The 10,292-nt window shown below is 69.7% G+C and carries 11 protein-coding genes and 1 pseudogene; all 12 read right to left on the bottom strand.

Annotated features, from left to right (window positions below; all coding sequences use genetic code 11):
- Window positions 1–98: 98 nt before the first annotated feature.
- The gene (locus tag JOY88_RS18685; protein WP_293504141.1) at window positions 99–554 is read right to left on the bottom strand and encodes a hypothetical protein; all 456 of its coding nucleotides are present in this window, start codon (window positions 552–554) and stop codon (window positions 99–101) included.
- A gap of 215 nt (window positions 555–769) precedes the next feature.
- On the bottom strand, window positions 770–1,858 hold the full coding sequence (locus JOY88_RS18680; protein ID WP_293504140.1) for an NAD(P)/FAD-dependent oxidoreductase: 1,089 nt from the start codon (window positions 1,856–1,858) through the stop codon (window positions 770–772).
- 25 nt (window positions 1,859–1,883) lie between these two features.
- Window positions 1,884–2,207 carry a ferredoxin FdxA gene (gene fdxA, locus JOY88_RS18675; RefSeq protein ID WP_293504139.1) on the bottom strand — a complete coding sequence of 108 codons (324 nt, stop codon included), beginning with the start codon at window positions 2,205–2,207 and terminating at the stop codon, window positions 1,884–1,886.
- Entirely contained in the window at window positions 2,204–2,995 is a 792-nt protein-coding gene (gene cobA, locus JOY88_RS18670; protein WP_293504138.1) for a uroporphyrinogen-III C-methyltransferase, read from the bottom strand. Before cobA ends, fdxA begins: the two co-directional genes overlap by 4 nt.
- The gene (gene cysN, locus JOY88_RS18665) at window positions 2,995–4,281 is read right to left on the bottom strand and encodes a sulfate adenylyltransferase subunit CysN (protein ID WP_293504137.1); all 1,287 of its coding nucleotides are present in this window, start codon (window positions 4,279–4,281) and stop codon (window positions 2,995–2,997) included. The genes cobA and cysN overlap by 1 nt, the downstream gene beginning before the upstream one ends.
- Window positions 4,281–5,246 (bottom strand): sulfate adenylyltransferase subunit CysD, encoded by a 966-nt coding sequence (gene cysD, locus JOY88_RS18660; RefSeq protein ID WP_293504136.1) that lies wholly within the window; start codon window positions 5,244–5,246, stop codon window positions 4,281–4,283. Before cysD ends, cysN begins: the two co-directional genes overlap by 1 nt.
- Window positions 5,243–5,944 carry a phosphoadenylyl-sulfate reductase gene (locus tag JOY88_RS18655; RefSeq protein WP_293504143.1) on the bottom strand — a complete coding sequence of 234 codons (702 nt, stop codon included), beginning with the start codon at window positions 5,942–5,944 and terminating at the stop codon, window positions 5,243–5,245. Before JOY88_RS18655 ends, cysD begins: the two co-directional genes overlap by 4 nt.
- 50 nt (window positions 5,945–5,994) lie before the next feature.
- Window positions 5,995–6,492: a DUF934 domain-containing protein gene (locus JOY88_RS18650; RefSeq protein ID WP_293504135.1), complete on the bottom strand. Its 498-nt coding sequence runs from the start codon at window positions 6,490–6,492 to the stop codon at window positions 5,995–5,997.
- Window positions 6,489–8,204 carry a nitrite/sulfite reductase gene (locus tag JOY88_RS18645; RefSeq protein ID WP_293504142.1) on the bottom strand — a complete coding sequence of 572 codons (1,716 nt, stop codon included), beginning with the start codon at window positions 8,202–8,204 and terminating at the stop codon, window positions 6,489–6,491. Before JOY88_RS18645 ends, JOY88_RS18650 begins: the two co-directional genes overlap by 4 nt.
- Before the next feature lie 112 nt (window positions 8,205–8,316).
- Entirely contained in the window at window positions 8,317–9,240 is a 924-nt protein-coding gene (gene ybiB / locus JOY88_RS18640; protein ID WP_293504134.1) for a DNA-binding protein YbiB, read from the bottom strand.
- A gap of 69 nt (window positions 9,241–9,309) precedes the next feature.
- Complete coding sequence (locus tag JOY88_RS18635; RefSeq protein ID WP_293504133.1) at window positions 9,310–9,882, bottom strand: outer membrane beta-barrel protein; 573 nt, start codon at window positions 9,880–9,882, stop codon at window positions 9,310–9,312.
- A 283-nt stretch (window positions 9,883–10,165) separates the two neighbouring features.
- Window positions 10,166–10,292: pseudogene (locus JOY88_RS18630) on the bottom strand (IS1595 family transposase); the annotation flags it as partial.

The raw sequence follows: 10,292 nt of genomic DNA, 5'->3' as shown, positions 1-10,292 counted from the left end.
TGGTCAGGCTCCACGCGGGACTGGTCCCCCATCGGGTCCGTCACGCTCAACCCGGAACGCGACTCGGTCGTCACCGCGGCCTCGCGCTCCCGAAATACTCAGCCATTGGCTGCGTGAACGAGGCGACAAGTAGCTTGACGCGCGCCGAAGCGCCCGTCCGTCACGGGCCTCTTCATCTCGACTCCGCCTCGGGTACCCCAGAACCTGTTGTAGGCGACCCAGTGGGTGACCAGGTAGCGCCCGGGCTTGACCGCGATCATCCCAACCGCGTGTTCACCCGCCGGCGCCCCATCCTTACCCGCGAAAGACAGGATGAACTCGTTGCCAGTGCTCAGTTCCTTCAACTGGAAGCCTGAGTGGAAGGTCTCGTTGCGGATGGTGAAGTCCCCGCCGATATACCCCATGCCGGGTGCATGAGGCGTGTCTTTGGCCAGATGGGGCTGTACGCCCGCGCAGCCGGCCAATAAAAAGGCGCCAGCCAGCGCCAGCGTATTCCCGAGCTTCTCTATTTGGCTCATCCAGTTTCCTCCCAGGTTTTCCTCTTTCTTGAGCACGGATTGTCCACGTCGGACAGGCCCGCAAGCTCACGAGGCGTAAGCGCAATGACAAGCACTGATCACGGCGCCAGGGGCCCATGCATGGCGCTGCTGGGCGGACGGGCGCCACTTGCGGGGCGGGCGTCAAGCTGCCGTGACGCACCGCGTCAGGTCAGGTTGATGCCGGGGGAGCGCTGCCTGCTCAGGTGGCGCTCACGGGCCTGATGGCGGCGTCAGTCGAACACCGGTGAGTCCACGCCCAGCACTTTGTGCAGCTTGGGGCTCGTGGTCGTGTACTGCAGGTGCACGCGCTTGTCCGGGAAGACATAGGGCGCCGCGCCGAAGGCCGCCAGCGCGCATTCGTGGAAGCCGCTGAGGATGAGCTTCTTCTTGCCCGGGTAGGTGTTCACGTCGCCGACCGCGAAGATGCCCGGCACGCTGGTCTCGAACTTCTCGGTGTCGACGACGACCTGCTTGCGCTCCAGCGCCAGGCCCCATTCGGCGATGGGCCCCAGCTTGGGGCTGAGGCCGAAGAAGGCCAGCACCTGGTCGCAGGGCACGACGCGCGTGATGCCGTCGTTGCCGGTGATCTTGAGGCCCGTGAGCCGGCCGTCGCGCTCGTCGATGCCGGTGGCCTGGCCGACGATGAACTGCATCTCGTGCGCGTCGCAGAGCTCATGCATCCTGGCGACGTTGGCCGGCGCGGCGCGGAAGCCGTCACGGCGGTGCACCAGGATGACGCTCTCGGCCTTGTGCGGGTTGCCGTCGGGGTTGGCGGCGCAGAAGTTCAGCGCCCAGTCCAGCGCCGAGTCGCCGCCGCCGATGATGAGCAGGTGCTTGCCGGCGAACTGGTCCGGTGCCTTGACGCGGTAGTGGACCTGCGTGCCCTCGTAGGCCTCGACGCCCTCGACCTTCAGCGTGCGCGGCTGGAAGCTGCCGACGCCGCCGGCGATGAACACCGTCCTGGTGATGAACTGCGTGCCCTTGTTGGTCTCGACCAGGAAGCGCCCGTCCTCCTGCTTCTGCACGACGGTGACCTCCTGGCCCAGGTGGAAGCTCGCGCCAAACGGCTCGATCTGCTTGAGCAGGTTGTCGGTCAGCTCCTTGCCGGTGCACATCGGCACGGCCGGGATGTCGTAGATGGGCTTGTCGGGGTAGAGCTCGATGCACTGGCCGCCTGGGTAGGCCAGGCTGTCGATGACGTGGGCCTTGATCTCGAGCAGGCCCAGCTCGAACACCTGGAAGAGGCCCACCGGCCCGGCGCCGATGATGACGGCGTCGGTCTGAATGGCGTCGGCGCGCGGGGAGGCTTGTTCTTGCATGCGAGGCGGCGCTGGCGCGCCGGATTCAGCGGATCAGTTCGTCCAGCTTGCCCGTCTTGTCCTTCCACTCGTCGGCGTCGGGCAGAGCAGGCTTGCGCTTGGTGATGCTGGGCCAGGTCTTGGCCAGGTCCGCGTTGATCTTGATCATGTGGATCTGGTCGCCCGGCACATCCTCCTCCGGCATGATGGCGTTCACCGGGCATTCGGGGATGCAGACGGCGCAGTCGATGCACTCATCCGGGTCGATGGTCAGGAAGTTCGGACCTTCGCGGAAGCAGTCGACCGGACAGACATCGACGCAGTCGGTGTACTTGCAGCGGATGCAGGATTCGGTGACGACGTGGGTCATGGGGAGCTCTTGGCAGTGAGGGGCGCCTTCATCGACGGGATTTCGGGCGAAATGGCGATTTTATTGGAGGCCGGCCGCGGCGTTTCCTGATCTCCGACAAGACTCGCGCCGGTCCCCACGGTGACGACGGTGGGCCGACCGCGGTGCAGCAGCGCCGCGTGTGCGAGGTCGGCGAGGGCGTGCTCGCTGGTGATGGCATCGGCGCAGCCGGCGCGGCTGACGACCAGCGTGGGCGTGTCGGCCGCCCAGCCGGCGGCCAGCAGCTGGCGGCCCAGGGCGGCCAGCTGGCGGCCGGCCATGTAGAAGACCTCGGTGTCGGCCGAGCGGGCGGCGCGCAGGTCGCCGGCCTCGGTCATGGCCGTCGTCAGGCTGACGCTGCGGCCACGGCCGCGGCGGGTCAGCGGGCGCTGGGCCTGGGCGGCGGCGGCCAGCGCCGCGGTGACGCCGGGCACCACTTCGCTGGCGATGCCGGCCTCGGCCAGTGCAATCAGCTCCTCCTCCAGGCGGCCGAAGACGCTGGCGTCGCCGCCCTTGAGGCGCACGACCAGGGCGTGCTCCCGGGCGGCCTTGACGAGCAGCGCGTTGATCTCGGTCTGCTTGGCCGAATGCTCGAAGCCGCGCTTGCCGACGGAGATCCAGCGGGCATTCGGCGCCAGCTCGCGCAGCGCCGGGTCGGCCAGCGCATCGGCCAGCACGACGTCGGCCTGCGACAGCGCACGGGCGCCGCGCAGCGTGATCAGGTCGGCGGCGCCGGGGCCGGCGCTGACGAAGACCACACGGCCGGCCATCACCAGGCCTCCTCCGCCGGGGCGGCCTGGACATCCACCAGCAGCGCGCCGCTGGTGCGGTGGCTGGCGGGGTCGACGACGATCAGCGCGCCGCCGACGCGGTTGGCCGCGAAGGGCTCGACCGGCAGCTCGTGCTGCACCTCCATCTGCACGCGGCCGATGGCGTTGACGGGCAGCTCGTGGGTGTCCTGGGGCTGCAGGGTGTTGATGTCCAGCACGGAGTCGATGGCCGAGATGCGGGCCTGCACCCAGCGGTTGCCGTGGCGCACCCAGTACTTGCGGCCCGGCCTGGCGGCCTCGGTGTCCAGCCAGGCAAGGGTCGCCGGGAAGGTCTTGGTGCCCGTGGCCGAGCCGGGCGTGACGATCCAGTCGCCGCGGCTGACGTCCAGCTGGCGGTCCAGCACCAGGCCGGCCGATTCGCCGGCCTCGACGCTGGGCACGGTCTCGCCGGCCAGGCGCACTTCGGCGACGATGGCGGTCTGCCGGGACGGCAGCACCTCGATGGTGTCGCCGGCCTTGACGGCGCCGTGGGCGATGCGGCCCCACAGCACGCGCGGCTGGAAGCCCGTGCCCTCGGACTGGTGGGCGTTCTTCTGCACGTACTGCACGGGCAGGCTCAGCGGTGCGTCGACGCGCTCGCTCAGCGTGGGCAGGCGCTCCAGCACCTGCAGCAGCGACTCGCCGCTCCACCAGGGGGCGTCCAGCGGCTGGGTCACGTTGTCGCCGCGCAGCGCGCTGACCGGCACCGTAGCCGCCACGTTCAGGGCGGCCGCGGCGGCGAACTTGTCCAGGGCCGCCTTGACCTTGGCGAAGCCGGCGCCGGGCTCGGCCAGCGCGTCGATCTTGTTGACGGCGAAGACGATGCTGGGCACGCGCAGCAGCTGGGCCAGCAGCGAGTGGCGGCGGGTCTGCGGCAGCAGCGTGACCTCGTCCTGCGCCAGGTCCAGCTTGGTGATGTCCACCAGCACGACGGCGGCATCGCTGCCGGCGGCGGCCGTGACCATGTTGCGCGTGTACTGCTCATGGCCGGGCGCGTCGGCAATGATGAACTTGCGCGTCTTGGTGGCGAAGTAGCGGTAGGCGACGTCGATGGTGATGCCCTGCTCGCGCTCGGCCTCCAGGCCGTCGGTCAGCAGGCTCAGGTCGATGGGGCGGCCGGCGGCGCGGCGCTCCAGCGTGTCGAGCTGGTCGGCCAGGATGGCCTGGCCGTCGAACAGCAGGCGGCCGATCAGCGTGCTCTTGCCGTCGTCCACCGAACCGGCGGTGAGGAAACGCAGCGCCTTCATCAGAAATACCCTTCCTTCTTGCGCTTCTCCATGGAAGCTTCGCTGGTGCGGTCGTCCATGCGGGTGGCGCCGCGCTCGCTGACGGTGACGGTCAGCGTCTCGGCCACGACCTCGCTCGCGTTGGCGGCGGGGCTCTCGACCGGGCAGGTGCAGGTCATGTCGCCCACGGTGCGAAAGCGCACGGTGGCGGTCTCCACGGTCTCGCCGGCTTCGGGCGGCGTCACCTCGGTCAGCGGCACCAGCAGGCCCTTGCGGCGGATGACCTGGCGCTCGTGCGCGTAGTACATCTGCGGCAGCGGGATGTTCTCGCGGGCGATGTAGAGCCACACGTCCAGCTCGGTCCAGTTGCTGATGGGGAAGCAGCGGAAATGCTCGCCCGGGCGGATGCGCGTGTTGAACAGCGTCCACAGCTCGGGGCGCTGCTCCTTGGGCTGCCATTGGCCGAAGCTGTCGCGGTTGCTGAAGATGCGCTCCTTGGCGCGCGCCTTCTCCTCGTCGCGGCGGGCGCCGCCGATGAGGGCGTCGAACCTGTGCTCCTCGATGGTCTCCAGCAGCGTCACGGTCTGGTGGCCGTTGCGGCTTTCCAGCGGGTGGGACAGGCGGATGCTGCCGCGGGCCATGGAGTCCTCGAGGTGCCCCACGATGAGGCGCTCGCCCATGTCGGCGACGCGCTGGTCACGGAAGCTGATGACCTCGGGGAAGTTGTGGCCCGTGTCGATGTGCACCAGCGGGAAGGGCAACTGGCCCGAGTAGCCGCTCGGGTGGGCCGCGTTCTTCATCTTGAAGGCCTTCTCGGCCAGGCGCAGCACGACGCAGCTGTCCTTGCCGCCGGAGAACAGCAGGGCGGGGCGCTCGAAGCTGGCGGCCACCTCGCGCAGGATGAAGATGGCTTCCTCTTCCAGCGCGTCCAGATGGGCGTGGTCCACGTCGGCGATGAGTTGTTCGGGTTTCACAGCAGCATTCATGACTTCACGTGCAGGCCGCACTCTTTCGTTGAGTCCTCCCACCACCAGCGGCCGGCACGGAAATCCTCGCCGACGGCAATGGCGCGCGTGCAGGGCGCGCAGCCGATGCTGGGCATGAACTGGTCATGCAGCGGGTTGTAGGGGACGTCGTACTTCTGGACATAGGCCCAGACCTCCGCCCAGGTCCAATCGGCAATGGGGCTGATCTTGCGGCGGCCGCTGCCATCGTCCTCGTCGAAGCTCACGTCGCCGCGCGCGCCGCTCTGCTCGCGGCGCAGGCCGGTGATCCAGGCCGAGCGGCCCTTCAGCATGCGGCCCAGCGGCTCCATCTTGCGCAAGCTGCAGCAGGCCTTGCGCAGCTCGATGCTCTTGTACATCGCGTCCTCGCCCTCGCGACGCACGAACTGCACGACGGCGTCCGCCACCGGCCTGAAGACCTCGACCTCGCGGCCGTAGCGCTCGCGGATGCGCTCAGGCAGCGCCAGCGTCTCGGGGTGCAGCCGGCCGGTGTCCAGCGTCGCGATGGCGATGGGCAGCCGGGTGCGGGCGATCAGGTCGGTGATGACCATGTCCTCCACGCCCAGGCTGCTGCTCTGCACCAGGCCGTCGCCATGCGCGATGCTGGCGTCGCGCAGGCGTTGCAGGGCCGCCTCGATCCTGGCGTCGAGCTGCGGCGTCCACCTGGCGTAGAGCGCCATGGCGTTGCCGGCCGCGGGCGCCGCGGCCCAGGGCAGAGAGCTGACCTCGCTCACGCGGCGCTCCCGCGCAGGAACCAGGGGCGCGTCTCGTCCACGTCGCCCTGGTAGAAGCCCACCGGCGCGAACAGGTCCAGCGCTTTCTGCGCCGCGGCGACGGACTGGTCGCCGCGCATGACGACCTCGTCGAAGCCGGTGCGCGCCAGCAGCTGCATCATGTCCACCAGCACCTCGCCGCGGGCGCGGATGGCGCCCTTGAACTGGTGGCGGATGCGCAGCAGATGGGCCTGGCTGTAGGCTCGGCCGTCGGTCCACTTCGGGAAGTCGAGCACGACGAGGGCGATGCGCTGCAGGTCGGGCGCCAGTTCGTTGACGTCGGCGTCGTTGGGGAACTCGATGGCGACCTTGAGGTCCGCCGGCCAGTGGCCCCTCACGGCATGCCACTGCTCCAGCGTCAGCAGTCGGTCGGGAGCCGGGTCGGGATCGGGCTTGGGGCCGTCCTCGCCGATGGCGTGCTTCCAGGTGCAGGTGTTGGCGTTGATGAACTTCATGCTTTGGCGGTCGAAACGCGGACGGCGTTGGCCGCGGTCTTGAAGGGGTCCAGGCCCAGGCGGCGCACGGTGGCGATGAAATGCTCGCCGGCCTGGCGCTCGCGCTTGAAGGTCTCGATGACGGCGTCGATGGCGTCGGCGATCTCGTCGGCCGCGAAGCTGGGGCCGATGACCTTGCCTGGCGTCGTCGTGCCGGACAGCGTGGAGCCGTCGCTGCCGCCAAGCGTCAGCTGGTACCACTCGGCGCCGTCCTTGTCGACGCCCAGCACGCCGATGTGGCCGCTGTGGTGGTGGCCGCAGGAGTTGATGCAGCCGCTGATGTGCAGGTCGATCTCGCCCAGATCCTCCAGCTCGTCGGCGTCCTGGTAGCGCTCGGCGATCTGGGCCGCCAGCGGCAGCGAGCGGGCGTTGGCCAGCGCGCAGTAGTCGCCGCCGGGGCAGGCGATCTGGTCGGTCAGCAGGCCGGCGTTGGCCGTCGCGAAGCCGGCGGCACGGGCGGCCTGGAAGAGTTCGGGCAGGTCGGCCTCGCGCACCCAGGGCAGCACGAGGTTCTGGCGGTGCGAGACGCGCAGCTCGCCCTGGCTGAACCGGTCGGCCAGCGTGGCGGCGGTGTCCATGACGTCGGCGTTCGTGTCGCCGGGCGGGATGCCTACGCGCTTGAGGCTCAGCGTGACGGCGCGATAGCCGGACAGGCGGTGGCCGTGGACATTCCGGGACAGCCAGCGCGCGAAGGCCGGGTCGCTGCTGTCCAGCTGCGCGGGGGCGGCCGCCTTCACGCCCGCTGGGTCGACGAAGCAGGCCGCCACGCGGTCCAGCTCGGCCTGCGGGATGATCTGCTCGTGGCCGGCCGGGTCGTCGGCCAGGATGCGAGCGAACTCCTCGTTGACGGCGTCGAAGAACTTCTGGCCCTCGGCCTTGACGAGGATCTTGATGCGGGCCTTGTAGAGGTTGTCGCGGCGGCCGGCGAGGTTGTAGCAGCGCACGATGGCCTCGATGTAGACGAGGATCTGCTGCCAGGGCACGAAGGCATTGATCTCCACGCCAGGGATGGGCGTGCGGCCCATGCCGCCGCCCACGAAGACCTGGAAGCCCACCGCGCCGGCGGCGTCCTTCTTCAGCTGCAGGCCAATGTCATGCCAGCCGATGGCCGCGCGGTCTTCCGCCGCGCCGCTGATGGCGATCTTGAACTTGCGCGGCAGGTGGGCGAACTCGGGGTGCAGCGTGCTCCACTGACGCAGGATCTCGCAGTAGGGCCGCGGGTCGACGACCTCGTCGGGCGCGATGCCGGCGAAGGCGTCGCTGGTGATGTTGCGGATGCAGTTGCCGCTGGTCTGGATGCCGTGCATGTCCACGTCGGCCAGCAACTCCATCACGTCGGCGCTCTTGTCCAGCGGGATCCAGTTGTATTGCAGGTTCTGGCGCGTGGTGAAATGGCCGTAGCCACCCTGGCCGGCGAACGGTCCCTCGGTGACGACGTCGTACTCGCGGGCGATGCGCCCCAGCTGGCGCAGCTGGCGCGAGGACAGCTCGCCATAGGGCACGGCGACGCGCAGCATGGGCGCGTGGCGCTGGATGTACCAGCCGTTCTGCAGGCGCAGCGCGCGGAACTCGTCGGTGCCGAGCTGGCCCCGGAGGTGGCGTTCGAGCTGGTCGCGGTACTGGGCGGCGCGGGCGTGGACGAAGCGGCGGTCGAAATCGGTGTACTGGTACATCGCGGGCAGGGGCTGGCCTGTCATCAGGCGAAGACCGCCACTCTAGGGACTGCTGCGCTGCAACAGAACTACAGAGTTTTTTGGGCCTTATGCCCAGCGCGAATAAGCAACTTCAGTTTGTGGCCAGAAGCTTCAGTACGGCCACCTGTTCCGCGATGCGCGGCGGCACCGGCTCGCGGCCATCCAGCATGGCCCGGATCAGCGCCGCGTTCTCGGCCGGCGCGCAGGCCGTCGACAGCGGCCAGTCCAGGTCGGCCGTGTCGGCCGGGTGCAGCGGCGCCCCCTGGCCGTCCTGGAAGCCGATCAGATGGGCCTTGCGGCGCAGATGGGCGTAGGCCTCGCCCTCGCTGGCGCGCATCAGCAGCGCCCGGCCGCCGCCCGCCGTCAGGCCGGGCAGCGTGGCGGACATGCTGTCCAGGTACTCCGGATGCGTCACCGCGACCACCCGCACGCCGCGGCCGGTGGGGAAGGGGTCCAGCAGCTTGGCCAGGCTGTGCGCGCTGTTGCGCACGCCCAGCCGCGGGCGCAGGGCCATCAGCGCATTCAAGCCAGGGTTCAGCATTTGCAAAGGCAGCACGGCCAGGCGCTCGTCGCGCAGGCGCTGCTCGGCGTCGGCCAGCGACGCGCTGGCGGGGAGGTCCAGCGCGTCCAGCAGCTCGAAGGGGCTGACCCGGCTGTCGAAGTCGTGCCGCCCGAAGACCAGCACCGGCACGCCCTCGCGCGCCAGCAGCCGCGCGACCAGCGGCATCAGGTTGGCCTGCTTGCGCGCGCCGTTGAAGCTGGGCAGCAGCACGGTGCGTGGGCCGGCGGGCGCCTGCAGGCCGACCGTGCGTGCCTGCAGCGCCGCGAGGAAGCCGGCGAACTCGTCGGCGCTCTCGCCCTTGACGCGCAGGGCGATCAGGAGGGCGCCCAGCTCCAGCTCGGGCACTGTGCCGTCCAGCATCGCGCCGAACAGCGCCTCGGCCTGCGCGCGCGTCAGGTCGCGCGCGCCACGGGCGCCGCGGCCCACTTCCTTGATTAACGACGCGTAATCCATGCCGCCAGTGTAGGAAGGCCAAGGACAGGGGCCGCCCCTGGGCGGCCCCTTGCGCGCCGGCGTCCGCGCTCAGAACGCCATGCGCGCGCCCAGCGACACCATGCGCACGTTGGCGCGTTCGCCCTGGTACTGCGCACGCGTTGAGTCCACGCCCAGTTCCAGGCGGGTGGACGGCGTCAGCGCGTAGTTCACGCCCAGGCCGACCAGAGGCTGGGTGCTGTTCTCGCTGCCCGAGCCGGTCAGCGTGCCGACCTCGGCATTCACCTTGGTGTGGACGCGGGCGACGCCCAGGCGGCCGGTCAGGCCCCACTGCGGCGTCAGCTCGGCCGTATAGGCCGCGCCCAGCGACAGTGCCTCGGGCCTGGCGCCGAGGCCGACGGCGCCGTTGGAGGCGCGGAACTTGCCGAAGTTCGCATAGCCGCCTTCCACCGCGAAGCCGTTGCCGAACGAGTAGCCCAGCGTGGCCTTGCCGCCGGTGGCGTTGCGGTCGCAGGCCTGCGTGCCGCTGCAGTCGGCGTTCAGGTGGCCCTGCCCGAGGGACAGCAGGCCGTAGGTGCCGGCGCTGTTCAAGGAGTTGGAGGTCTGGGCCTGCGCGGATGCGGCGAGGGCCAGGGCGGTGAGGGTGATGGCGATGGATTTCATGGGTACTGCTTCCGGTTTCCGTTCATCGGCTTGCGGCGGCCGGGCCGCCGCATCGATCCCGCGAGTGCTTCGCGTGGTCGCATCCTCGGCCGGTGCCAGTGCCCCACCCTGTAGGACTGGGCGCACTTAACCCGAGCGTCGCGGCCTCTTGCATCTGGTTACCAGCTCTGCGCTCATGCCATGGCAGCCCCGGCCGTGAGCGCGGTCACGGGGGCAAGGGAAGCGGTTGTCGCGTGAGGGAACCCGCGCACCGTGGCGCTCAGGCGGGCTCTTTGATCGTTAGTTAGTGATGGTCATTCAGCCCCAATGCCAAAGCCAACAGTGGCGCGGACTTGCGTGGTTTTTTGCTGGCGCGGTCCAGCGCCCGGAACCAGCCGAGGTAGCTTTCCAGGTAGTCTGTGGCCACGCCC

The sequence above is a fragment of the Roseateles sp. genome (assembly GCF_019237615.1).
GTDB lineage: Bacteria > Pseudomonadota > Gammaproteobacteria > Burkholderiales > Burkholderiaceae_C > Pelomonas.
The sequence above is the reverse complement of the archived record's forward strand: the minus strand, read 5'-3'. Positions and strand labels throughout refer to the sequence as shown.